20 protein-coding genes are annotated in these 22,271 nt (G+C 72.0%); 15 read left to right on the forward strand and 5 right to left on the reverse strand.

Annotated elements, in window-relative coordinates; translation table 11 throughout:
- Positions 1 to 109: 109 nt before the first annotated feature.
- The gene (locus ACQPY4_RS15355; protein WP_433336773.1) at positions 110 to 928 is read right to left on the reverse strand and encodes an ABC transporter ATP-binding protein; all 819 of its coding nucleotides are present in this window, start codon (positions 926 to 928) and stop codon (positions 110 to 112) included.
- A gap of 394 nt (positions 929 to 1,322) precedes the next feature.
- Here ACQPY4_RS15355 and ACQPY4_RS15360 point away from each other — a divergent pair, with 394 nt between their 5' ends.
- The 6 genes from ACQPY4_RS15360 (at position 1,323) to ACQPY4_RS15385 (ending at position 10,658) form a co-directional block, all read left to right on the forward strand.
- Positions 1,323 to 4,595: a nitrate- and nitrite sensing domain-containing protein gene (locus ACQPY4_RS15360; RefSeq protein ID WP_433336775.1), complete on the forward strand. Its 3,273-nt coding sequence runs from the start codon at positions 1,323 to 1,325 to the stop codon at positions 4,593 to 4,595.
- Positions 4,592 to 5,050 (forward strand): roadblock/LC7 domain-containing protein, encoded by a 459-nt coding sequence (locus ACQPY4_RS15365; protein WP_433336777.1) that lies wholly within the window; start codon positions 4,592 to 4,594, stop codon positions 5,048 to 5,050. The genes ACQPY4_RS15360 and ACQPY4_RS15365 overlap by 4 nt, the downstream gene beginning before the upstream one ends.
- A gap of 30 nt (positions 5,051 to 5,080) precedes the next feature.
- On the forward strand, positions 5,081 to 5,509 hold the full coding sequence (locus ACQPY4_RS15370) for a DUF742 domain-containing protein (protein WP_433336779.1): 429 nt from the start codon (positions 5,081 to 5,083) through the stop codon (positions 5,507 to 5,509).
- Positions 5,510 to 5,537: 28 nt separating this feature from the next.
- A complete protein-coding gene (locus tag ACQPY4_RS15375; RefSeq protein WP_433338926.1) occupies positions 5,538 to 6,176 on the forward strand; it encodes a GTP-binding protein in 639 nt (212 codons plus the stop codon).
- A 129-nt stretch (positions 6,177 to 6,305) separates the two neighbouring features.
- Positions 6,306 to 7,070 carry an SGNH/GDSL hydrolase family protein gene (locus ACQPY4_RS15380; RefSeq protein ID WP_433338928.1) on the forward strand — a complete coding sequence of 255 codons (765 nt, stop codon included), beginning with the start codon at positions 6,306 to 6,308 and terminating at the stop codon, positions 7,068 to 7,070.
- 48 nt (positions 7,071 to 7,118) lie between these two features.
- Entirely contained in the window at positions 7,119 to 10,658 is a 3,540-nt protein-coding gene (locus ACQPY4_RS15385) for an AAA family ATPase (RefSeq protein ID WP_433336781.1), read from the forward strand.
- Here ACQPY4_RS15385 and ACQPY4_RS15390 read toward each other — a convergent pair.
- Positions 10,655 to 12,565 carry an ABC transporter ATP-binding protein gene (locus ACQPY4_RS15390; protein ID WP_433336783.1) on the reverse strand — a complete coding sequence of 637 codons (1,911 nt, stop codon included), beginning with the start codon at positions 12,563 to 12,565 and terminating at the stop codon, positions 10,655 to 10,657. The genes ACQPY4_RS15385 and ACQPY4_RS15390 overlap by 4 nt on opposite strands.
- Before the next feature lie 203 nt (positions 12,566 to 12,768).
- Here ACQPY4_RS15390 and ACQPY4_RS15395 point away from each other — a divergent pair, with 203 nt between their 5' ends.
- From ACQPY4_RS15395 to ACQPY4_RS15420, 6 genes are all read left to right on the forward strand, one after another.
- Positions 12,769 to 13,899, forward strand: a complete 1,131-nt coding sequence (locus tag ACQPY4_RS15395; protein ID WP_433336785.1) for an LCP family protein — start codon at positions 12,769 to 12,771, stop codon at positions 13,897 to 13,899.
- A gap of 39 nt (positions 13,900 to 13,938) precedes the next feature.
- On the forward strand, positions 13,939 to 14,205 hold the full coding sequence (locus ACQPY4_RS15400) for a hypothetical protein (protein WP_433336787.1): 267 nt from the start codon (positions 13,939 to 13,941) through the stop codon (positions 14,203 to 14,205).
- Between the two features lie 104 nt (positions 14,206 to 14,309).
- Entirely contained in the window at positions 14,310 to 14,465 is a 156-nt protein-coding gene (locus ACQPY4_RS15405) for a hypothetical protein (RefSeq protein WP_433336789.1), read from the forward strand.
- A 171-nt stretch (positions 14,466 to 14,636) separates the two neighbouring features.
- A complete protein-coding gene (locus ACQPY4_RS15410) occupies positions 14,637 to 14,792 on the forward strand; it encodes a hypothetical protein (protein WP_433336791.1) in 156 nt (51 codons plus the stop codon).
- Positions 14,793 to 14,827: 35 nt separating this feature from the next.
- A complete protein-coding gene (locus ACQPY4_RS15415; RefSeq protein ID WP_433336793.1) occupies positions 14,828 to 15,316 on the forward strand; it encodes a glutathione peroxidase in 489 nt (162 codons plus the stop codon).
- Positions 15,317 to 15,935: 619 nt separating this feature from the next.
- Positions 15,936 to 16,850: an oxidoreductase gene (locus ACQPY4_RS15420; protein ID WP_433336795.1), complete on the forward strand. Its 915-nt coding sequence runs from the start codon at positions 15,936 to 15,938 to the stop codon at positions 16,848 to 16,850.
- 67 nt (positions 16,851 to 16,917) lie between these two features.
- On the opposite strand, the gene ACQPY4_RS15425 is transcribed toward ACQPY4_RS15420, so the two are convergent.
- Both ACQPY4_RS15425 and ACQPY4_RS15430 read right to left on the reverse strand, forming a co-directional pair.
- The gene (locus ACQPY4_RS15425; RefSeq protein ID WP_433336797.1) at positions 16,918 to 17,475 is read right to left on the reverse strand and encodes a methylated-DNA--[protein]-cysteine S-methyltransferase; all 558 of its coding nucleotides are present in this window, start codon (positions 17,473 to 17,475) and stop codon (positions 16,918 to 16,920) included.
- 60 nt (positions 17,476 to 17,535) lie between these two features.
- Positions 17,536 to 18,753: a homocitrate synthase/isopropylmalate synthase family protein gene (locus ACQPY4_RS15430; RefSeq protein WP_433336799.1), complete on the reverse strand. Its 1,218-nt coding sequence runs from the start codon at positions 18,751 to 18,753 to the stop codon at positions 17,536 to 17,538.
- Between the two features lie 66 nt (positions 18,754 to 18,819).
- Here ACQPY4_RS15430 and ACQPY4_RS15435 point away from each other — a divergent pair, with 66 nt between their 5' ends.
- Positions 18,820 to 20,025 (forward strand): citrate synthase, encoded by a 1,206-nt coding sequence (locus tag ACQPY4_RS15435; RefSeq protein ID WP_433336801.1) that lies wholly within the window; start codon positions 18,820 to 18,822, stop codon positions 20,023 to 20,025.
- 165 nt (positions 20,026 to 20,190) lie between these two features.
- On the opposite strand, the gene ACQPY4_RS15440 is transcribed toward ACQPY4_RS15435, so the two are convergent.
- Complete coding sequence (locus ACQPY4_RS15440; protein ID WP_433336803.1) at positions 20,191 to 21,432, reverse strand: papain-like cysteine protease family protein; 1,242 nt, start codon at positions 21,430 to 21,432, stop codon at positions 20,191 to 20,193.
- Positions 21,433 to 21,534: 102 nt separating this feature from the next.
- Between ACQPY4_RS15440 and ACQPY4_RS15445 the strand changes: the two genes are divergently transcribed.
- Together ACQPY4_RS15445 and ACQPY4_RS15450 are read left to right on the forward strand one after the other, a co-directional pair.
- Positions 21,535 to 21,897, forward strand: a complete 363-nt coding sequence (locus tag ACQPY4_RS15445; protein ID WP_433336805.1) for a hypothetical protein — start codon at positions 21,535 to 21,537, stop codon at positions 21,895 to 21,897.
- A gap of 34 nt (positions 21,898 to 21,931) precedes the next feature.
- Positions 21,932 to 22,240 carry a DUF3817 domain-containing protein gene (locus ACQPY4_RS15450; protein WP_433336807.1) on the forward strand — a complete coding sequence of 103 codons (309 nt, stop codon included), beginning with the start codon at positions 21,932 to 21,934 and terminating at the stop codon, positions 22,238 to 22,240.
- The last annotated feature ends 31 nt before the right edge of the window (positions 22,241 to 22,271 follow it).

A 22,271-nucleotide genomic window follows, 5' to 3' on the forward strand; every position in this document is an offset into this window, starting at 1 on the left:
GGTCCGTGCCCCATGCGCGTCCGTGCGCGTCTTTTGATAGGCGCGCGGATCTGCCCGGCCAGGTGTTTTCCGCGTGGCGGGCGCTGGGGGAGGCGGGTGGGTGTTTGGGTCAGGTGAGTTGTTTGGTGGCGCCGCCGCGGACGAGGCGGCCTACCTCGGCGCGGAGTTTGACGAACTCCGGGAGGCCGCGGGTCTCGATCTGGTCACGTTCGGCGGGGAGGCCGACGGGGAGGTCGGCGTGGATGCCGGTGGGGGAGCGGCGCAGGACGACGACGCGGTCGCCGACGTAGACGCTCTCGTCGATGTCGTGGGTGACCAGCAGGATGGTCATGCCGCCCTTGCGGTGGACGCCCAGCAGCAGGTCTTCGAGGTCCTCGCGGGTCTGGGCGTCGACGGAGCCGAAGGGCTCGTCCATCAGGAGCAGGGACGGGCGGTAGGCCAGGGCCCGGGCGATCGAGACGCGCTGCTGCATGCCGCCCGACAGCTGCCAGGGGTACTTGCGGGACGCGTCGGCCAGGCCGACGGAGTCGAGGGCCTCCAGGGCGGCGGCGCGGCGCTCGGCCTTGCCCTTGCCGTGGCGGCGCAGGGGCAGCGCCACGTTGTCGCGGACGGTCAGCCACGGGAACAGCGAGCGGCTGTAGTCCTGGAAGACCACGGCGAGGTCGTCGGGGACGCCGTCGACGGGCTTGCCGTTGAGGACGACCGTGCCGCCGCTCGGACGGATCAGGCCCGAGATGCAGCGGAGCAGGGTCGACTTCCCGCAGCCGGAGGGGCCGACGATGCTGAGCAGCTCGCCGTCCTGGACGGTGAGGTCCAGTCGGTCGATGGCCACATGCCCGTCGGGATAGGTGTGGGTGAGACCGGCGATCTCCAGCACGGGAAGGACGCTCCAGGTTGCGGGGAACAGGCGTTGGAAGATCTCTCCCAACGGTCGTGGAGCATACCTCAGCCCCCGGGTCTATGCCCTAAAACCAGCGTGTTCGCTGACAAATCTGAACATCCGTGAACAATCCGTGACATACATATATCCTGCATCACAAGTCAACACCTGTCGGATCCTTCGGGTTGGCTCCGAAGGTGGCTCTGTGTTGCAATGTTCGGCGCTCGCCTGCTGTGGCGCAGGTGGCGCGAAACGCAGCGAATCGCATTCGGGGTCACCGTGCGCCGCGAGTGGTCAACCCATTGAGAGGTAGCGGAGGGCAGTGCGCACAGCCGAAGGGGCCGAGATGGCCCCGCAGTCCCCCCAGAGAACGCCGTCGGCCAGCAACGACGCCCCGAGCAGAGGCTCTCGCGGAGGGCGCCTGCGGCTGCGCAACTGGCGTGTGCCCACACGTCTGTTCGCCGTCATCGCCATCCCGACCGTCGTCGCCGGCCTCCTGGCGGGCACGCGGGTGTGGACCTCCGTCGACAACGCCGAGGACTACCGGCGCACCGGGAACCTGGCTACGCTGGGTAACCATCTGAGTGAGTTTTCCCACGCGCTGGAGAACGAGCGCGACGCGATGGCCGAGCGCGCGGCAGGCGGCAAGGCCGCCGTCGGCTCCGAGGTGATCAAGACCAGGCAGGGCGAGACCGACAAGGCCGCGGCGGCGGTGCGGCGGTCGATCCGAAGCGTCGACGCCAACGCGTCCGAGCAGCTCACCCTGGCCGTCAGCAACATCACCAACCGGGTCGAAGACCTTCCCGCGCTGCGCGCGCTGGCCGAGCGGGTCGCGCCCGGCGCGGTCGTGGACAAGTACACCGAGTCACTGTCCGATGTCTTCGACTACCACGTGGTGGTCGCCTATGGCACGCCCGACCCCGAAATCGCGCGGCGGCTGCTGACCCTGCTCTCGCTGACCCGCGCCAAGGAGGCCGCCTCCCGGGAGCGCGCGCTGATCGTCACGGCCCTGTGGCAGGGGCGCTTCGAGCCCGCCGACCTGACCAGGACGCAGGACGCGCGCTCGCAGATGAGCAGCCAGCTGGACGCCTTCCGCGCCTCGGCCACCGGCGCCGAGAACCAGGTGTTCGACGACACCGTGACCGGTCCCGAGCTCGACCGCGCCGAGTTCACCCGCGCCCAGGCGCTCGCCCTGGCCACCGGGAACCCGCAGTTGCGGGTCCGGCCGCTCGACTCGTCGATGGCGGCCGAGTGGAACAAGAACACCAGCACCCGTGTCGACACCATGCGCAAGGTGGAGACCCGGCTGGCCTCCCAGCTCGACGACCAGACCCGCGCCCTGAAGACCGACGCGCGCAACGACGCCATCCGCGACGCGGTGCTGCTGTTCATCGTCCTGCTCATCGTGCTGATCACGGTGATCATCGTGGCCCGCTCGCTGGTGCGGCCGCTGCGCCGCCTGCAGGGCGGCGCCCTGGAGATCGCCGGTTCCCGGCTGCCCGGCCTGGTCGACCGGCTGCGCGACCCGGAGGCCGCCGCGGGCGGCATCGAGGTCGAGCCGATCGACATCGACTCCACCGACGAGATCGGCCAGGTGGCGCGGGCGTTCGACGAGGTCCACCGCGAAGCGGTCCGGCTGGCGGCCGACGAGGCCGTCCTGCGAGGCAACATCAACGCGATGTTCGTCAACCTTTCGCGCCGCAGCCAGTCGCTCATCGAGCGCCAGCTGCGCCTCATCGAGGAGCTGGAGCAGAGCGAGCGCGACGAGGAGCAGCTGGCCAACCTGTTCCGCCTGGACCACCTGGCCACCCGCATGCGCCGCAACTGCGAGAACCTCCTGGTCCTCGGCGGTCAGGAGCAGGTGCGCCGGTGGAACCAGGCCGTGCCGCTGATCGACGTCGTCCGCGCCTCGCTGTCGGAGGTCGAGCAGTACGAGCGGGTCTCGCTGCGCGTGCAGGGCGACATGACCGTCGCCGGTCCCGTCGTCAACGACCTCGTGCACCTGCTGGCCGAGCTGGTGGAGAACGCCACCGTCTTCTCGGCCGAGCACACCAAGGTCACCGTGTCGGGCCAGCTGCTGTCCGGCGGCGGCGCGATGCTGCAGATCACCGACAACGGCGTGGGGATGTCCCCCGAGGAGCTGGAGCAGGCCAACTGGCGCCTGGCCAACCCGCCCGTCATCGACTTCTCGGCCGCCCGCCGCATGGGCCTGTTCGTGGTCGGCCGCCTGGCGGTCAGGCACGGCGTCCGCGTCGAGCTGCGCGCCGCCCAGGGCGGCGGGCTCACCGCGTTCGTGGTGCTGCCGGACGCCGTGGTCACGGCGTCCCAGGGCGGCGGCGTCGGTTCTCGGGGGTTCGGCGGACGCGAGGTCGAGGCCCCGATGGGCGGCGTCCCCGTCCAGACCCGGGCCCTCACCGCGCCGGCGCCCGAGCAACCGGGACCCGCCGAGAGCGGCGCCTACCATCGCCATGGCGTGCCCGACCGGCCGGAGCCCGCTTACGGGGGGACGGGTGCCTACGCCACCGGCGCGGGTACCGATGCCTACCCGGCGACCGGGCCGTCCGACCCGTACCCGCCGGGCAGTGGGACCTACCCGGCGAACGACCCGTATCCGGCGCCTGGCGTCCCGGGTGACACCAGCCCGCACCGGGCCGTGCCGCAGTGGGGCGACCAGGAGGGCTGGGGCAACCGGGAGAACGGGACGGCCCCGCCCGAGCACCGCCCCACCACCGGGCCCCTGCCCGTCTTCGGCGGCGAGAGCGGCGCGCACCCGATCTTCGGCGGGACCGGCCCCCAGCCGGGCTTCGGCGACGTCAACCGGCAGCCCCCGCAGGACGACACCACGGGTCCCCTGCCCGCCATCAGCGGCTCGCCCTACGACACGCGCCCGCCCGAGCAGCCGCCGCGCCACGTGCCCCCGGCCGACGACGGCCAGTCGGGCCTGCCGCAGCGTCGCCCGGGCGAGCACCTGCCCGGCCGGACGTCCGACGGCCCACCGGTCGACCTCTTCCAGCCCAACGGCATGACCGGGACGACCCAGGACCTCCCGCCGCAGGTCTCCGGCGCGCAGCCGGTGGTGCCCGAGGCGCAGCCGGCCGTCCGCGACACCACGGGCCCGATCCGCGCGGTGAGCTGGGACGCCGCGCCCGGCAGCCCCGAAGAGACGTACGTGGAACCGCTCAACCGGGCACCGGCCGAGCCGCCGGCGCCGCCGAGGGAGCGGCCCGCGCAGGCACCGCCGCCACCAGGACGGCCGCCCGCGCGATCCCCCATCTTCGACGCCATGCAGTCGGAGTGGTTCCAGCGCAGGACCGAGCACTCGCCGACGGAGGACCCCGTGAAGGGATGGGACTCGCCCGCCGACGCAGGATTCCGAGCCGCCGAGGCGGTGAAGGCACCCGTGTCCGAGGAACGCACGCCCGTGGGCCTGCCCAAGCGCGTGCCCGGAACCAACCGGGTGCCCGGTGCCGTCAGATCCCAGTCCACCCCAGAACGGCCGGCGGCGCGCCCCCAGGCGGCGCCGGTCCAGCAGGAGACGGGGCAGGAGCAGGCGCCGGGCCAGAGCCAGTCGGCCGACGTCGTCCGCAACCGTTTCGCGAGCCTCCAGCGAGGCGTCCACCGCGGCCGCAGCGCACTTCGCGGCGATGCCGGATCGACCGGCGATTCACGTGAGAGTCCGTCGCAGGGCGACGGCGAGACGGGAGGCACCCGGTGAGCGGGCAGGATCTCAACTGGTTGGTGACGAACTTCGCGGACAGGGTCCCGAAGGTCGCGCACGCCGTCGTGGTCTCCTCGGACGGACTGCCGATGGCGTACTCGGCGGGGTTCCCGCCGGAAAGGGCCGACCAGCTCTCGGCCATCGCGTCGGGTCTGATGAGCCTCACCCAGGGCGCGGCGAAGATCTTCGACGCGGGCGGCGTGAGCCAGACCGTCGTGGAGATGGACCGCGGGCTGCTGTTCGTGATGTCGATCGCCAACGGCTCGGTCTTCGCCGTCCTCGCGGCGCCCGACTGTGACCTCGGTCTGGTCGCCTACGAGATGACGCTCCTGGTCGAGCGGGTGGGACGGGTGCTGACCCCGGCCCTGCGAGGCGGTGGCGAGCCGCAGCAGGAACCGCCGTTCGGCGGCCCCTCCGTGCCGGAGATGGGCGCGGGACCCGCCCGCTATTGATCGTGATGGATTCTGACGGAGGTCGGCGACATGGATCGAGGCAGTCCCTTCGGTGCCGGTCCGGGCGGTCCACCGTGGCACGGTGACCCGTCCCGCGGGCGGTCCGCGCCGGAGGAGCCCGATTCCAGCTCGCTGGTGCGCCCCTACGCCGTCACCGGCGGGCGCACCAAGCCGCGCTACGATCTGGCGATCGAGGCCCTGGTCACGGCGGCCCCCTACCCGCCGCGCGACGTGGCCATGCTCACCCCGGAGTACCGGGCGATCATGGATCTGTGCCGTTCGGCCCGGTCGGTCGCCGAGGTGTCCGCGCTGCTGCGCCTCCCGCTCGGGGTCGCCCGGGTGCTGGTCGCCGACATGGCCCTCGAGGGCCTGCTGCGCCTGCACCAGTCGCAACCCTCCGGCTCCAACCCGGACCTCAGCCTGCTAGAAAGGGTTCTCAGTGGCCTTCGGAACCTCTGACCAGGGACCGCCCCCCTCGGACACCGAGCTGACCTCGGTCAAGATCGTGGTCGGTGGCGGGTTCGGGGTCGGCAAGACGACCTTCGTGGGGTCGGTCTCGGAGATCATGCCGCTCACCACCGAGGCGGTGATGACGGCGGCCAGCGCCGAGGTCGACGACCTGTCGGCGGTGCCCGACAAGACCACCACCACGGTCGCGATGGACTTCGGCCGTGTCTCGCTCGACAAGGGACTGATCCTCTACCTGTTCGGCACCCCCGGGCAGCACCGGTTCTGGTTCATGTGGGACGACCTGGTCCGCGGCGCGATCGGCGCCGTCGTCCTGGTCGACACCCGGCGCCTGGAGGACTGCTTCGCCGCCGTCGACTACTTCGAGGAGCTGGGCCTGCCCTTCGTCGTGGGCGTCAACGGCTTCAACGGCGACTTCCCCTACGCCATGGAGGACATCCGCGAGGCGCTGTCGATCAGCGCGCACGTGCCGATCCTGCCCTGTGACGCCCGCACCCGCGATTCCACCAAGCAGGTGCTGATCTCGCTGGTGCAGCACGCCATGGCCATGCAGGCGTCGGGGCCCAAGCCGCCGTCGTCCGGGCGTTCGTCCGCGCCGCAGTCCCCGCCCGCCTCCTCCGGCGGCCCGCTCGGGACGGCCTCGCCCAGCTGGACGTAGGCCCCGGGGGAGCGTGACCGCTTTCACTCCCCGTGGTTGTTTCCTACGGTCGCGTAGGGATTCATGCACGATGCATCATTAATCCACGTGATCGACAGTGGACGTGTTGCAGGGGTTGCGATGAGCGAGATGGGGCAGATCCGTACCTACGTCGCGATCGGTGACAGCTTCACGGAGGGGATGAACGACCCCGTCCCCGGCGAGCCCGACCGGTACCGCGGCTGGGCCGACCGGCTGGCCGAACGCCTCGCCCAGCACGGCCCCGGCCTGCGGTACGCCAACCTCGCGGTCCGGGGCAGGCTGCTGCGGCAGATCGCCGACGACCAGGTGCCCAGGGCCGTGGAGCTGCGTCCCGACCTGGTGACGCTCTGCGCCGGGGGCAACGACATGCTCCGTCCCGGCGCCGACCCCGACGCGCTGGCCGTCGTGTTCGACGAGGCGGTGCGCAGGCTCCGCGCCACCGGCGCCCGGGTGGTGATCTTCACCGGGTTCGACCCGCGCGGCCTGCGCACCGGCCACCGCATCCGCGGCAAGGCCGCCACCTTCAACATGCACCTGCGCGCCATCGCCGACCGGCGCGGCTGCACGGTCGTCGACCTGTGGTCCACCACCGCGTTCTACGACGCCCGCGCCTGGTACGAGGACCGCATCCACCTGTCGTCCGAGGGGCACCGCAGGATGGCGCTGCTGGTGGGCGAGGTGCTCGGCTTCTCCGACGGGGAGAGCTGGCGCGACCCGTGGCCGCCCGCCGAGACGGCCGACTGGCTGACGATGCGCCGCGAGGACCTGCACTGGGCGCGCGCCTACCTGCTGCCCTGGATCGGACGGCGCGCCACCGGCCGCTCCTCCGGCGACGGACGCGGCCCCAAGCGCCCGACCGCCCTGCCGTTGTGAAACACCGGTACTCCTGCCCCCCAGCCGTCAACCCGTAGGGTGCTGGCCATGAGCTCACCCCGGTTGCCGGAACACCTCGAGCTGCTGCTGACCGAGGAACCCGTCCTCGACGTGTACGCCTACGGGCCCTGGCGGGTGCCGCCGGGGCTCTACGAGGAGCTGCGCGAACGGACGCTCGCGTTCAACCGCGATCCGCGCGCGGTGGTGCTGACCCGCCAGCTCAGCGACTTCTACGGGCCGGAGACATCGGCCGCCGGGGCCGAGCAGTGGTCGCTGCTGACCTTTCTCCTGGGCGCCTCGGCGCTGCGCGCCGGCAGCCGCGGCGACGTCGACTACGAGCTGCTCGGCGACTTCCTGGCCACCCCCGAGCCGCCCGTCCGCGACCCCCTGGCCTGGTTCACCCAGGGCGGACGGTGGCGTCCGCCCGGGCTCTGGCTCCCCGAACCCGCCGGCGACGACCGCGAGCGCCGCGTGGTCATGTACGAGCTGGCCCGCGCCGGGCTGGAGGTCTTCGAGGGCCTGGAGCCGCTGGAGACCCGGCGCCGCGCGGCGCTGGAGATCTTCGACCGCCGCGCGGCCGACCCGGAGCTGCGCGAGCTCGACCTGTCCGCGCCGCAGGACCGGCTGGAAGCGGTCTGGAACGCCGACCTCCCCGACGAGACCGTCGCGGCGCTGCCCGAGCTGGCCGGGCCCATCGCCTATCTCGGCTGGGTGTGCTCCGGCCTGACCGCCGCTCACGAGCGGCTGGCCGGAACCGTCCCGGGTGGCGACACGCTGGACGTCGCGCTGGCCCGCCTCCTGCTCGCGGCCGAGGCCACCGCGGTGCCCGCCGAGCTCGCCGTCGCCGTCGGCACCGCCCGCTACGAGGCGGTGTCGGACCGGCTGGCGGCCCTGCGCGCCGACTTCGCCGCCGAGGTGTGGCAGGTCGAGCTGCGCGCCTGGCTGAGCCGCGGCCTGGTCGCGGGCGAGGCCGACGCGTGCCGCGCCTGGCTCGACATGGCCGTCCGGCTGACCGGCGCCGTCCAGGGCCTGCCCGAGGCCGCCACCAGCCCGCGGTGCAAGGTGCCCGTCCGCGCCTTCCAGCTCGACGTCCGCCGGATCTTCGCCGCGCGCCGGGTCGTCAACGCGCTCTCGACCACGTTCGCCGCCACGGCCGGGCCGGCCACCGAGCCCGACACCGTCCCCACCGAGGCCGCCCGGGTCACGGTCGGCGACGCGCTGGTCGGCCAGCCCGAACTCGTCCGCGCCGTCGAGGACGCGCTCGCCGCGCGGGCGGCGGGGGAGCGGCCCGTCCGGCTGCTCGTCGCGGGCGGCGAGGGCACCGGCAAGGGCACCTCGGCCGAGCTGCTGGAGTCGCGGCTGGTCGAGCTGGGCGCGATCCGCGAGGCGCTCTGGATCTCCGACCAGGTCTTCGCCGCGCTGAGCGTGAGCGACGCCGTCCTGTGGCTCCAGGCCCGGGTCCGCGAGTGCCTGGACGCCCGGCTCCTGCTGGTCGTCGACGACCTCGAACGCCTGGCCGGGTACGAGCGCTGCGGCGCCGCCGCCGTCGAGGAGCTGCGCCGCCTCATGGCCCGCAACCCGGCACTGGACGTCGTCGCGCTCTGCCGTCCCGGCGGCGACCGGCGGCTGTTCGACCTCAACCCCGCCCTGGTGGGCTCGTTCGAGGTCTCCCGCACCCGCGAGTTCGGCGAGGACGACTTCGCCGAGCTGTTCCGCCGCGCCGCCGCCGCGCGCGGCGCCGCCGTCTCCCGCGAGGTCGCCCGCGCCGCCGGGGTGCTGCTCGGCCGCACCCCGCCGCTGCTGAACCTGCGCGGCGCCCGGCTGGTGGAGCATCTGGCCGCGCGGGCCGCCGCCACGGCGGGCCCGGGCGCCGAGATCACCGAGGACGACCTGCCGCAGCGCCTGATCGCCGGGCGCGGCACCGACACCGACCCGCTGGCCGAGCTGGCCGCCAGCGCGGGCATCGAGCCGGTCAAGCGCGAGATCGACGCGCTGGTGGCCGAGGCCAAGGCCGCCCACCTGCGCCGCGAGGCGGGCATGGCCGTCGCCGGACGTCCCCGCCACCTGGTCTTCACCGGCAACCCGGGCACCGGCAAGGGCCGCGTCGCGGGTCTCCTCGGCCGCATCTACGCCGATCTCGGCACGCTCTCGTCCGGCCATCTGGTGGAGGTCGACCGCGCCGACCTGCTCGGCGAGTTCACCAGCGAGAGCGCGCTGAAGGTGCGCCGCGCGGTCGAGCGCGCCCTCGGCGGCGTGCTGCTGGTCCGCGACGCCCACGCGTTCGCCTCGGCCGAGGCCGCGCGGGGCCGGGAACTGGTCGACGTGCTGCTCAGCGCCGTCCAGTCGCACCCCGACGACCTCGTGGTCGTGCTGACCGGCCCCGAGGCCGAGATGAACGGTCTGCTCAAGTCGCACGCCGAGCTGGCCGCGCACTTCCCGAGAACCGTCCGCTTCCCCGACCTCACCGACGACGAGCTGGCCAAGGTCTTCGCCGCCAAGGCCGCCGACGCCGGGTTCTCCCTCGCCCCCGGCGTCCTGGACAAGGCCCGCGGGCTGGCGGCCACCGCACGCCGCGACCGCGGCTTCACCAACGCCCGCCTCATGGTCAACCTGCTCGACCGCGCGATCTCCATGCAGGGACGCCGCGTCCTGGAGGACGGCGTCGTCGACGAGACCGAGTCGCTCGACCAGCTGCTGCTCGACGACGTCCCCGACGCGCTGGCCCCCGGGCCCGCCGAGGTCACCGGCGACCCGCTGTCGGAGATCGAGCGCCTCATCGGCCTGGACTCCATCAAGCAGGAGGTCGGACGCCTGGTCGCCGAGCAGCGCGCCGAGCAGCTGCGCCGCGCCGCGGGCATCCCGCTGGGCGCGCCGACCCGCCACATGGTGTTCACCGGCAACCCCGGGACGGCCAAAACCACCATCGCCCGCCTGATCGCCGCCGTCTACACCCAGCTCGGCCTGCTCTCGTCCGGCCATCTGGTCGAGGTCACCCGCGCCGACCTGGTCGCCGAGTACATCGGCCAGACCGCCCACAAGGTCCGCGCGGCGGTCGACCGCGCGCTGGGCGGCGTCCTGTTCATCGACGAGGCGTACTCGCTCACCGGAGCCGGCGGCGACCACCGCGACTTCGGGCACGAGGCCGTCGCCGAGCTGCTGACGCTCATGGAGCAGCACCGCGCCGACCTGGTCGTCATCGTCGCCGGGTACGACGCCGAGATGGAACGCTTCCTCGGCTCCAACCCGGGCATCGCCTCGCGGTTCCCCAAGGTGCTGCGCTTCCCCGACTACTCCGACGACGAGCTGGTGGCCGTCTTCGAGCACATGGCCGCCGAGGCGGGGTTCGTCCCCGGTGACGGCGTCCTGGCCGCCCTGCGCCGCCGCCTCGCCGCCGAACCCCGGGGCGCGTCCTTCGGCAACGCCCGGCTGATCCGCAACCTGCTGGACGCCGCCATCTCGCGCCAGGCCCAGCGCCTCACCGAGAAGGACGCCCCCGAGCTCTCCCCGGACCAGGTCCGCCTCCTGCACCCCGACGACCTCCCGCCGAGCCCGACCCCGGAGGCCACGCCCCCCGGCCAGTACATCTAGCCGGGACGGTACGCGGTGGCCTGAAGGGTGTAGAGGTCGGCGTAGAGGCCGTTGAGGGACATCAGACGGGCGTGGTCGCCCTCCTCGATGACCTTGCCCCGGTCGAGGACGTAGATGCGGTCGGCATGGCGGACGCTGGCCAGGCGATGGGTGATCAGCAGGACGGTGCGGCCGTCGGCGTGGGTGCGGATGCGTTCGAACAGGTGGTGCTCGGCGCGGGCGTCGAGGGCGGCCGTGGGCTCGTCGCAGATCAGCAGGGGCGCGTCGCGGTAGAAGCCGCGGGCGACGGCCAGGCGCTGCCACTGCCCGCCGGACAGCTCGGCGCCGCCCTCGAAGCGGCGGTCGAGCAGGGTGTCGTAGCCGCGGGTCAGGCCGGAGACGACCTCCTCGGCGCCGGAGTCGCGGGCGGCGGCCAGCACCTCGGCCTCCACGTCGGGACGGCCCATCGTGATGTTCTGCCGCGCGGTCATCGGCCAGTGGGTGTACTCCTGCGCGATGACGGCGACGCGGTTCCACAGGTCGTCCGGCGGGACCTCGCGGAGCAGGACGCCGTCCCAGCGGACGTCGCCGCCCTCGGGGTCGTAGAGGCCCGCGATGATCTTGGCGAGGGTGGTCTTGCCCGAGCCGTTCTCGCCGACCAGCGCGACGACCTCGCCCCGGTGCAGCTCCAGGGAGATGCCGTTGAGCGACGGCTTGTCGGACCCCGGGTAGGTGAAGGTGACGTCCTCGACGTTGATCGTGTCGAAGTCGTCGGGGAGCCGCGCGGGCCGTCCGGCCCGGGGGGACGCCCGCGACTCGGCCTCGGCGCAGAAGGTCAGGAAGTCGCCGAAGTACAGGCCCTCCTCGTAACACTGGTTGACCGCGAACACCAGGTTGGCCAGGGACGTCTGCCCCGCGCGGATCGCCAGCACGGCGGTGCCCGCCACGGCCAGCGGCACGGCGCCCTTCCACAACATGAGGCCCAGGGCGACGTAGACGCCCGCGGCCGCCAGGCCCTGCAGGACGTCGCCGGTCACCCGGGCCATGGTCTGGCGGCGGGCGAGGTCGAGCTCGACGCCGCGCTGGTAGGCGGCGAAGCGGTCGTACTCGCCGAGCAGGAAGCCGCGCATGGTGAACGATCGGACCTCGGCGGCATGGCGGCGGTCGGCCATGAGGTCGGACAGGATCCACTTGCGGCGGGCGACGCCGACCAGCGTCAGCTCGGTGAGGTAGCGCATGCGGGCCGTCCGGACCGACGCCCACCCCTCGGGGAGCGCGGTGAGGATCAGCAACGGGAGGAGCAGTGGGTGCAGGACGCCGAGCGTCCCGGCCGCGGCGGTCAGGCCGACGGTTCCGGTCAGGACGTTGACCGCGTGCTGGACGACCCTCGGCGCCGACATCATGCCGCGTCCCTGGGCGCGCTTGAGCTCGTCCAGGAAGTCGGAGTCGTCGAGCGCGGCCAGCTCGACGGCCGTGGTGAGCTCGTACAGGCGCAGCTCGACCAGCCGCTCGACCTGGGGGTCCAGGCGCGCCTGGGCCCAGCCCGCCCCCGCCAGCAGCCCCGCGCGCAGGGCGGCCGCGCCCGCGACCAGGGCCAGCGACGGCAGCGCCGACCGGACGCGTTCGGGGGTCGGGCCCGCGCTGAACAGGGCGGTGAGCACGCCCGTGGTGGCCAGCAGGCCGAACGCGGTGAAGAAGCCCGCCAGCAGGTTGAGCACGATCGTCACGGTGGTGTCGGCCGGGCTCGCCCGCCACGCCAGCCCCGCCGACCTCGCGATCACCGACGGGAGCCGCCGCGCCATCGTGCCCATACCGGTCTCGGCGAGCTCCCCGGTGCGCGCCGTCCAGAGATGCACGGTGAGCTCGGGGAACGCGGGCTCCTGCTGTCGCTTCTTGCGGCGTCGCCTGCTCTTGGAGGAGAAACCCATCCGCCGCCCTCTCGCCGTACGTAAGTACCAGAGAGTGTGCATCGCGAGTAGGACAGAATCCGTGCCCTCCATCACATGGAGTGGTGACCGGGCACCGCCGCGAATCGGGCCCAAGACGGACGCGGAGGCCCGTTCGGTTGCCCTAGTGTCTACGGCATGACCGGCCGTCCCGGGGGCAAGGGACACACTGAGAGGAAAGCGACGTGTCACGCAGAGGGCCCGAATCCGGCCCGGAGGGATACTCGTACGCGTACGAGGGCGATCAGCTCCGCGGCGGCGACCAACTCGCCGGCGGCGGGTACGACTACGGCGACGACGACCCCCGCTACCGGGAGACCCACCCCCAAGACCCGTACGACGACGCCCCCCGACGCCGCAGGCCGCGCCGACGCCGTTGGCCCTACGTGGTCGCCGCGCTGATCCTGGTGCCCCTGATCGTGATCGTGGGCGGCTACTTCTACCTCGACTCGCGGCTCAAGCGCGAGGCGGTGCTGGAGGACTACGCGGGACGGGTCGCCGACACCCCCGGAACCAACTGGCTGATCGTCGGGTCCGACAGCCGCGAGGGGCTCTCCAAGCAGCAGCGCAAGGATTACGCCACCGGCAAGGCCGCCGGGCGCCGCACCGACTCGATGATGCTGCTGCACTACGGCGAGGGCACCACCACGCTGGTCAGCCTGCCGCGCGACTCCTACGTCCCGATCCCCGGGCACGGGTCCAACAAGCTGAACGCCGCGTTCGCCTTCGGCGGCCCCAAGCTGCTGGTGCAGACCGTCGAGAAGGCCACCAAGCTGCGCATCGACCACTACGCCGAGATCGGCTTCGGCGGCTTCGTCGGGGTCGTGGACGCCATCGGCGGCGTCGACATCTGCGTCAAGCAGAAGATGCAGGACCCCAAGGCCGGGCTCGACCTCAAGCCGGGCTGCCAGACCCTGACGGGCGGCGAGGCCCTCGGATACGTCAGGACGCGCAAGTCGGCCCGCGCCGACCTCGACCGGGTCGACCACCAGCGCCAGTTCTTCGGTGCCCTGATGAAGAAGGCCGGCAGCCCCGGCGTCTTCCTCAACCCGTTCAAGAGCATCCCGCTCGCCATGAACGCGACCGGCAACTTCACCGTCGACACCGACGACCACCTGATCGACCTGGTCCGGATGATGTGGGCCATGAAGGGCGTCAGCGGTGGCAACGGCGTCACCACGGCGGTGCCGATCGGGGGCGCGGGCTCCTCGTCGTCCGCCGGGGCCTACCTCACGTGGGACAAGGCCAAGTCGGGCAAGCTCTTCGATGCCCTGAGGAACGACGAGAAGGTCCCCGACGAAGCCATTACCAAGTAGGGACGTGTGAGGTACGGGTCCGCGGTTACAGTCGGGAGCATGTCCGAAGACACCGCGGACCTGTCGTCCAAGGAACTCCACGACCGGGCCATGGCGCTGGCCAGGAAGCGCCGCGACCTCTCCTTCGTCTGGGAGGTCCTGAAGGCGATCCCGGCCGCCGAGGCCACGCTCGGCAACCTCGACCGCGCCAAGTTCGACCTCCTGCACGGCCTGTCGCTGCTGGAGGAGTTCACCCACGCCGGCGAGGGCGAGCTGGCCGACGCCCTGCGTCCCCTCTACATCGACTATCTCTCCCGCCACGCTTAGGTACACCCGGCGCGGCGTGACTCAGACTTTGTGTCGTCTTGATCTCGCTTGGCCGTGTCCGGGGAATCACTCTCTGTGGAAAACCAACTACAGAGGGTGGGGGCATGAACAAGAAACATCTCAAGATCGGCGCGATCGCGTTCGTCGCCTGGTACGTGATCAGCAGGCCCCAAGGGGCCGCCAACCTGGTGAACCAGGCCTTGGGCGGGCTCGGCACCGCCGCCGAGTCGCTGTCACAGTTCGTGAGCGCCATCCCTTGACGCGATGGCCGCCGGCCCCGTACCTCTGATGGGTGCGGGGCTCTTTCGTATGCCGCCATCAAGCGCTTGCCTCGCCGTCACAGTAAAATCGCGCTTTGCGGGCTGAAGCAGCTGGGCACAATTGAAACGGGTCAGTGTGTCGCTGCGCTACAACCAGGGACGGCGTTTCGGATGAAGAAGAACCTCCGCTATGTTGCAATCGCCTTCGTCATCTTCTACTTGCTCAGTTCACCCCAGGACGCGGCGGACGTCGTCAACAACGCCTTCACCCAGCTGGGCAAGGCGGGCACCCAGGTGGCGGACTTCGTGAACGCCTTGGGCAAGTGAGGCTCATGGGGCCCTGACGACCTAGGATCGGCCCCATGTCCATCTATGAGGTAGAGATCGACGGTCTGCGGGGCGGCTCCGCCGACCTCGGACAGTACGAGGGCAAGGCCGTACTCGTCGTGAACGTGGCGTCCAAGTGCGGTCTCACCCCCCAGTACGCGGGGCTCGAACGTCTCCAGGAGCGGTACGCCGCTCGTGGCTTCACCGTGCTCGGCGTCCCCTGCAACCAGTTCATGGGTCAGGAGCCGGGGACCTCCGAGGAGATCGCGGAGTTCTGCTCGGCCACTTACGGCGTGACGTTCCCGCTGACCGAGAAGATCGACGTCAACGGCGAGGCCCGCCACCCCCTGTACCAGGGCCTGGTCGACACCCCGGACGCCGAGGGCCACACGGGCGACATCCGCTGGAACTTCGAGAAGTTCCTCATCGCCCCCAACGGCACCGTCACGGCCCGCTTCGCCCCCCAAACCGAGCCCGAGTCCCCCGAGCTCATCACCACGATCGAGAAAACCCTCCCCACCTAACCCCCGCCACCCACAAACCGGCCGCGGTGCGCCACGCATGCCGCGCCACGCGCGAACCGCGAGCTTCCGCACCCCATACGCGGCCCGCGTGCCGCGCTACCCGCGTGCCGCGCTACCCGCGTGCCGCGCTCCGCGCGCAACCGGCCGCCGTACGTCATTCGCGGCCGTTGCGCGCCATGCACGCCTACGGGCCGCGCCACGCACGGGCCGTAGCGTGGCGCGGCCCGTGCGTGGCGCCCGAGTGGGCGCATCACACGCACCGGGCGTGGTGCGCCACGCATGTCGCGCCATGCGCGAACCGCGGGCTTCGTGCTCCACACGTGGGCCCGGTGTCGCGCTTCGCGCGAGACCGGGCCGCTGTGCGTCATGCGCCGCCTGGGTATCGCGTAACGCGCGGGCCGGCTTGTTGCGTGGTGCGTGCCGCCCGGGGACGCCCTGCGTGCGGGGCGCGGGTTGAGGCGGTGGTTGGGGTGCCAGGTTGCGGGCGGGCACGGAATCGCGTCATGGGGATTTGGTCGAGTCATGGCGTGGTGCCGGTCACAGGTCGTTGCTGCTATTTGACGACGGGTCTAGTTTGGGGTTCGAGATAGTACGCGGACGCATCCGGCGGAGGCACCTCATGGGCGGTTGGACGGCGAAGGACATCCCCGACCTGACGGGTAAGCGGGCGATCGTCACCGGCGCGAACAGTGGCATCGGGTACTACGCGGCGCTGGAACTCGCGCGGCACGGGGCGTCGGTCGTCCTGGCCTGCCGCAGTCCGGAGCGCGGGCGGGAGGCCCTCGACCGCCTCAAGCGGGCCGTGTCGGACGGCGACGTCGAGCTCGACGTCCTCGACCTGGCCGACCTGGCGTCGGTGCGCGCGTTCGGGGAGCGGCACGCGGGACGTCCGCTCGACATCCTCGTCAACAACGCCGGGGTCATGGCGCTGCCCCGGCGCGCCACGGCCGACGGCTTCGAGATGCAGTTCGGCACCAACCACCTGGGCCACTTCGCGCTGACGGCGCTGCTGCTCCCCGCCCTGCGCGCCGCCTCCGCGCCGCGTGTCGTCACCCTGACCAGCGGTTTTGCCTGGGCCGGACGGTTCGCCTTCGACGACCTTCAGGGCGAGCGCCGCTACCGCAAGTGGGGCGCGTACGCCCAGTCCAAGCTCGCCAACCTCGTGTTCGCCAAGGAGTTGGCGCGCCGCTTCCCCGAGATCACGAGCGTGGCCGCTCACCCCGGGTACGCCGCGACCAACCTCCAACAGACTGGCCCCCGTATGCAGGAGAGCAAGGTCCTGGAGCGCGGCGCGGGTCTCCTCAACCTCGCGGGGCAGTCCGCCGCGATGGGTGCTCTGCCCACCCTCCGTGCGGCGACGGACCCGGACGTCGAGAGCGGCACGTGCTACGGTCCGCGCCTTCTCCAGTACCGGGGCGCCCCCGTCAAGGTCATGACGCCGCCTCTGGCGTCCAAGCCCGAACCGGCGGCGCGCCTCTGGCAGGCCTCCGAGTCGCTCACGGGCGTCCACTACGAGACCGCCGCCACGTCCTGACCGACGCACGGCGGTCCGGCTTCGAGGTCATCGCGCGTTTGATGCGAGGCGACCGTTCGTGCGGGTTTTAGGCGTGTTGGGTCGGGGTGAAGTGGGTGGGGTCCCAGTCGAGGGTGGGGGGCAGGTGGCCCTCCAGGGTGAGGAGCCAGCGTTTGACCTCGATGCCCGAGCCGCCGCTGTAGCCGCCCAGGCCGTTTGACGCGACGACGCGGTGGCAGGGGACGATGAGGGGGATCGGGTTGCTGCCCATGACCTGGCCGATCGCCTGGGCCGGGACGGCGGCGCCGCTGCGGTCGCCCAGTTCGCCGTAGGTGAGGACGGCGCCGTAGCCGACCGTTTCGTAGAGCGTGGTCAGCACCTGCTGCTGGAGGCGCGAGGTCAGGCGCCAGTCGATGGGCAGGTCGAACTCCTTGAGGCCCCCGGCGAAGTAGTCCGCCACGCGGGCGAGGACGGGTTCGAGGCGGTGTGGGTCGTCCACGACGGGGAGTGCGATGGTCTTGGCCGCGCGTTCGCGGACGGCGGGCGTGTCGTGGAAGGTGAACCATGCCACGCCGGTCTCCGTCACCCCGGCCAGCAGCCTGCCGAGTGCCGTGTCGATCCCGCCAAAGGCGAGCGTCTCGCTCATCGTCCCTCCAGTGCTAGTCCCTCCATCAAACACCGCCGGGGGCCGAAAGGTTGCGATCTTTCAGGCGAGTTGTCCCGGGAAGAGGAGGGCGAGTTCGTGGGGGTATCCGGCGATGAGGCGGAGTTCGTCGTCGGTCAGCGGACGTCCCGTCATCGCGTTGCAGAGCTGGACGAGGGTGAACGCGAGGTCCTCGTCCGCCGGGACGATCTCCAGCGCGTCCATGACGTGGCGGAACCCGGCCTTGCCGCCGTATTCGCCGGTGAGGACGACGCGGCCCTCGCGGGCGTGGTGGTCCTGGGGGAAGGGGCCGAGCGTGGCCTCGTCGTAGAGCTCGTAGTTGCCGTGGTCCTTGAGCGCGCCGTCGGCGTGGATGCCTGACTCGTGCGCGAAGGCGTTGAGGCCAACGCCGACCTGGTTGTAGGGGAGCGGCTGGCCGAACGCGTAGCCGGCCCAGAGGGAGAAGCGCCGCGCCCAGGAGAGGTCGATCGGGTCCCCGATCTCGGCGTCCAGGCCGAAACCGTGCCGGAAAGCCAGGACGCACGAGAGCAGGTCGGCGTTGCCCGCGCGTTCGCCGATGCCGTTGACGCAGGTGTTGATCCAGGCGTCCTGCCCGGCCTCCAGGTCGCCGAGCGCGCCCGAGATCGAGTTGGCCACGGCCAGGCCGAGGTCGTTGTGGCAGTGGGTCTCGACGGGCATCCCGACGGCGGCGGCGAGCGTGGCGAACCGTTCGCGGACGCGGTCGGGGGTGTCGCCGCCGATCGTGTCGCAGTATCGGACGCGGTCGGCCCCCGCCTCCTTGGCCGCGAGCGCGAACTCGGTGAGGAAGGCGTCGTCGGTGCGCGAGCCGTCCTCGGCGTTGACGCCCACGGTCCGCGCCCCGGCCCTTTTGGCGGCGCGGACGGCCGCGGTCATCTCCCGGACGATCGCCGCGCGGTCCAGACGGCCGCGGAACTTGTTGGCGATCATGTAGTCGGACGTCGAGATCGACAGGTTGTAGTGCGCCAGCCCGAGGGGGAGCGCCTTCTCGACGTCCTGCGTCACGCCCCGGCACCAGCCCGACAGGCGGAGGCCGCCGAACGCCCCGGCCTGCGCCAGCGCTACTTGGGCGCGGACATACGGGGTCTCGTGGAACAGGAACGGGAAGCCGATCTCCGACTGCGCCACCCCGAGGCGGCCCAGATAGAAGTTGACCATCGTCTTGCCGAACTTGGACAGCCCGGTCCGGGCCGTCTGGACGCCGTCGCGGTTGGTGACGTCCAGGAAGTGAATCTGTGGCATGCGCTCAGATTGACACCGGGATTCATATGTATCAATATTGATCAAAATCAACTATCAGGGATGTGAATGGCCGAGAACGACCTGGCGGGGGAGTGGATCGACGCGGCGGCCGCCGCCGAGCGGCTCGGTGTGAAGTCGGCCACCCTGTACGCCTACGTGAGCCGAGGCGTCCTGCGCCGCCGCCGCGCGCCCGACGGGCGGCGGAGCCTCTTCGACGCCGCCCAGGTGGAGGAGCTGGCCCGCAAGGGGAAGCCGCGCCGTCCGCCCGGCCCGGGTGACCTCGCGATCGAGTCGGCGATCACGGCGCTCGGGCCGGACCGCCCGTACTACCGGGGCCGGGACGCGCTGGAACTCGCCGTGGCCCACTCCTTCGAGGAGGTGGCCGGGTGGCTGTGGACGGGTGAGCTCGACGCGGGCGAGGGATGGCGTCCGTCCGAGGAGGGCCTGGCGGCGGCGCGGGCCGCCCAGCTGGGCCTTCCCGGCGGGCTGCCCCCGATCGACCGGCTCCAGCTGATCGCCGCCGCGCTCGCGGCGACCGACCCCCGCAGGTTCCGGCTCGACCCCGAAGGCGTGGTCGACACCGGGCGGGCCCTGGTCGGCGGCCTCGTCGACGCACTCGGGCCGCCCCGCGAGGGCTCGATGGCCGAGAGGTTGTGGGCGAGCCTGTGCCCCCGTCCCGTCCACCCGGGGCTGCTGCGGGCGATGGAGGCCGCGATGGTCCTGCTGGCCGATCATGAGCTGGCGGCCTCGACCCTGGCCGCCCGTGTCGGCGCGTCCGTCCGGGCCGACCCGTATGCCGTCGTCGCCACCGGCCTGGGCGTCGCCAGCGGGCCGCTGCACGGCGGCGCGTCCTACGCGGCCGAGCGGCTGCTGGCGGAGATCGGCGACCCGTCGCGCGCGGCGGGCGCGATGGGGGAGCGGCTTCGGCGGGGCGAGCGCGTCCCGGGCTTCGGCCACCCGGTCTACAAGGCGGGCGACGCGCGCGCCACCTGCCTGTTCGACCTGGTCAGGGCCGCGTCACCGGACACCCTTGGCGTCGTGGACGCCGTCCTGGCCGAGGCGCGGCGCCACCGCCTCCCCGCACCCAACGTCGACTTCGCCCTGGCCGCCCTGACCACGTCCGCCGGAATGCCGCCCGGCTCCGGCGAGGCGATCTTCGCCATCGCCCGCACGTCCGGATGGCTGGCCCACGCTCTGGAGGAGTACGCCCGGCGCGACCCCCTGCGTCCCCGCGCCGTCTACACCGGCCCCCCGCCACCACGACGGCGGTGAGCCGAACGGCTGCATGATCCGCAGCTTCCCGCCGCCCTGGAGCTTGCTCAGTTCGGCGGCCGTCTACCTGACCTTCCGCCTGCTGGACGCCCCGCCGCTCCGGGAAGCGCTGGCGCGCTTACCGGGGGGTCATGGCCCTGTCGCCCCGTGCCTCCCGGCCGGACGTCAGGTCGGCTGGTTCTCGGCGGGCTCGGGTTGCTGGGTGCGGACGTCGATGTTCTGGACGGTGGACGTCCACCTGAACTCGGTGTTGCCGACGTAGTGGTCGTAGGTGGCCCAGTTGTAGCGATGGGCCGTGGGCCAGGGGTCGCCCCAGAAGACGAGCTTCTTCTCCGCGTCGTAGCCGAAGATGACCTGGGCGTGGCCGCCGCCCTCCGGCCACTGGACGTTGCTCAGCACGGGACGTCCCGCGTCGATCTCCGCGCGCAGGTCGTCGAAGGACAGGCTCGACGGCAGGCGCCGCGACCGCATGCCGAGCACCGGGAACGGGGCGGCCTCCGCGCCGAGCGTCACGGGCTCGTCCGGGCACGCCTGTTCCAGCTCGGCGCTGCTCAACGGGACGTGGCGGGCGAGGTTGCACCACTGGTTCTGGGTGAGGTGCTTGCCGTGGAGTTCGGCGATCGATGTGCCGCTCGCGGCCCAGGACCACCCGTCGCGCTCCTGCGTCCGCATGTTGATCTTGAGCATTCGGGCCGTGCGGGACGCGGGCATGCCGTCCGACGAACCGGGCTCCTCCTGCGCGGTCTCGTGGGGCAACAGGGGATGCTGCGAGTGCTCCCGGGGAGCGCCCGGCCCCACTCCGGTGAGGGCGCCGGTCAGTTTGAGGTGCAGGCCCTGGTTGAAGACGTCCAGGTGGGCCCAGTTGTAGCGCTTGGCCGTGGGCCAGGGGTCGCCCCAGTAGACCCAGCCCTGGCGGGTGTTGTAGCCGTGGACGACGAACACGTGGCGGGTGCCGCCCGGCCCCTCGGCCTCGGCGATGACGGGACGTCCCGCGTCGATCTCCTCGCGCAGGCGCGCGGCGTCCAGCGGACCCTCGCGCAGGGTGCCGCCCTCGACGCCGACGGACCGCAGGGCCTTGCGCACGGCCCGCAGATCGGCGTCCACGGCGGGGCACGCGCTGTCGGTGCGACGTCCCAGTCCGGCGTTGCAGAGGTGGTTCTGGCCGAGCCGTTTCCCGTAGTAGCGCGCGACCGTCGAGGCCGCGGCGGCCCAGTCCCAGCGGACCCTGTGCTGGCGTTCCTGGTAGATGCGCAGGACGCGCGACTGCGCGCGGTCCTCGGCCGGGGCATCGGCCCAGACGGCGCGGCCGTAGCGTGCGGGATCGGGCTCGTCCGCCCCGGCCGGACCCCCGGTGACCAGGGCGCCCGTCAGCGCGAGCACCGCCGCGAGAACCTTGATGATCTTCATGGGACGACAATACGTATCCAGATGATCACTCGGCGCACCGCCACGCGCGTCAACCTCCGGGTCCGTGCGCGGCGCGGCGGGGCTGGCGGTACTCTCGATGGCGTGCGAAGGTTCCTCACCCCCGGCTGGCTCGGGCTCCACGCGACCGCGGTCGTGCTCTGCGTGGCCTTCCTCGGGTTCGGGTGGTGGCAGTTCGATCGGGCCCAGGCGGGCAACGACCGCAGCTGGGCCTACACGTTCGAGTGGCCGATCTTCGCCCTCTTCGTGGTCGCGATGTGGGTCAAGATGATCCGCGACGAGCTGAGCGACGACCCGTCCGCCAAGGCGCCCCAGGTGATCGAGGAGCCCGCCGAGGCCGAGGTCAAGCGCGAGATGATCCGCCGCCACGAGGAGGAGGACCCCGCGCTGGCGGCCTACAACCGCTACCTCGCGCGGCTGAACTCCGAGACCCACCGCCGCGACTGACCCCGCCGCGCCGACCGACCAAGGGATTCGAACTGTGGAAACGGCCATCAACCGGTATCGCGTCATGGCGATCGTCGTCGGCGTGATGCTGCTGATGGTGGTGTTCGTCGGCATGCCGATCCGCTACATCGGCGACAACGGCACCCCCTCCGCGATCATCTCGCCGATCCACGGCTTCCTCTACATCGTCTATCTCGCGCTCGCCTACGACCTGTGGCGCAAGACGGGCTGGCCGCTCAAGCAGATGGCGCTGATGGTCTCCGCCGGGCTGGTCCCGTTCCTGGCCTTCTTCATCGAGCGCAAGATCGTCGCCGAGGCCCGGGCCCTGCCCGCCCGCGCCTGACCTCTCCGAACGGCTGGACGCCGAACCCGCG

The sequence above is a fragment of the Spirillospora sp. CA-294931 genome, from assembly GCF_050946795.1.
In the GTDB taxonomy this organism is placed as follows: Bacteria; Actinomycetota; Actinomycetes; order Streptosporangiales; family Streptosporangiaceae; genus Spirillospora.

Bases quoted from the DNA above. Each gene is read 5' to 3' on its own strand.
- ACQPY4_RS15430 (WP_433336799.1), bottom strand. From the start codon at position 18,753: ATGCCACAGATTCACTTCCTGGACGTCACCAACCGCGACGGCGTCCAG.
- ACQPY4_RS15385 (WP_433336781.1), top strand. From the start codon at position 7,119: ATGAGCTCACCCCGGTTGCCGGAACACCTCGAGCTGCTGCTGACCGAG.
- ACQPY4_RS15380 (WP_433338928.1), top strand. From the start codon at position 6,306: ATGGGGCAGATCCGTACCTACGTCGCGATCGGTGACAGCTTCACGGAG.
- ACQPY4_RS15440 (WP_433336803.1), bottom strand. From the start codon at position 21,432: ATGAAGATCATCAAGGTTCTCGCGGCGGTGCTCGCGCTGACGGGCGCC.
- ACQPY4_RS15410 (WP_433336791.1), top strand. From the start codon at position 14,637: ATGAAGAAGAACCTCCGCTATGTTGCAATCGCCTTCGTCATCTTCTAC.
- ACQPY4_RS15400 (WP_433336787.1), top strand. From the start codon at position 13,939: ATGTCCGAAGACACCGCGGACCTGTCGTCCAAGGAACTCCACGACCGG.
- ACQPY4_RS15425 (WP_433336797.1), bottom strand. From the start codon at position 17,475: ATGAGCGAGACGCTCGCCTTTGGCGGGATCGACACGGCACTCGGCAGG.
- ACQPY4_RS15370 (WP_433336779.1), top strand. From the start codon at position 5,081: ATGGATCGAGGCAGTCCCTTCGGTGCCGGTCCGGGCGGTCCACCGTGG.
- ACQPY4_RS15415 (WP_433336793.1), top strand. From the start codon at position 14,828: ATGTCCATCTATGAGGTAGAGATCGACGGTCTGCGGGGCGGCTCCGCC.
- ACQPY4_RS15435 (WP_433336801.1), top strand. From the start codon at position 18,820: ATGGCCGAGAACGACCTGGCGGGGGAGTGGATCGACGCGGCGGCCGCC.
- ACQPY4_RS15390 (WP_433336783.1), bottom strand. From the start codon at position 12,565: ATGGGTTTCTCCTCCAAGAGCAGGCGACGCCGCAAGAAGCGACAGCAG.
- ACQPY4_RS15420 (WP_433336795.1), top strand. From the start codon at position 15,936: ATGGGCGGTTGGACGGCGAAGGACATCCCCGACCTGACGGGTAAGCGG.
- ACQPY4_RS15405 (WP_433336789.1), top strand. From the start codon at position 14,310: ATGAACAAGAAACATCTCAAGATCGGCGCGATCGCGTTCGTCGCCTGG.